The 611-nt window shown below is 37.8% G+C and carries 1 pseudogene; it reads right to left on the bottom strand.

Annotation, left to right across the window (positions count from 1 at the left end):
• A pseudogene (locus R7Z77_RS26690) lies at positions 1–123 on the bottom strand (ABC transporter substrate-binding protein); the annotation flags it as partial.
• Positions 124–611 lie beyond the last annotated feature (488 nt).

The following is a 611-nucleotide window of genomic DNA, read 5'->3' as shown; positions in this document are numbered from 1 at the left end:
TTCAGCCAGCTTTAGGCGATATACTTTTTCAGCAGCACTTGCAGAAGTTGCCACAAATGTCATCGCTGCCACTACGGCAGTCATTTTGAGCACTCGTTTCAAAGATTTTTGGATAAGACTCATCGTTCACGTCCTTTGTCACCAAGGTTATTGTTGTCATCCATTTCATACGGATTTGAAGTACGACAAGCTGACCAGCACCATTCTCATGTCAAAACACGAGCCGAGTAGCGACGCTTGAAGTAACTTGGGTATAAAGATGTAACAATGTTGTCTAATTCGAAATGGGCGTGAACACGCAAGTTATCTTAGTATCAATAACCTGATTAGCCCTTAGTATTACGTATTTATACGTAGGAGATTAGATGGTGGTAATGTTATAACGCCTTAAATCATTAAGTTATGAATCTGGCATGAAAGGCATTATTTAGAAAGCTACTTACGTATTAACTTGCTAAAAAATTTACACAGTATTTAAAAAAATGTGACAAACGCCATTTTTGTATCGCTAAAATACACGCTTGTTTAGAAGGGAAAGTTAAGAAATTAGGGCAAAAAAATACCTCGGCGATCACCGAGGCATTGTATAAAAACAGAACAATAGCGGTAAT

This window comes from Vibrio sp. 1401 (assembly GCF_033340295.1).
The sequence above is the reverse complement of the archived record's forward strand: the minus strand, read 5'-3'. Positions and strand labels throughout refer to the sequence as shown.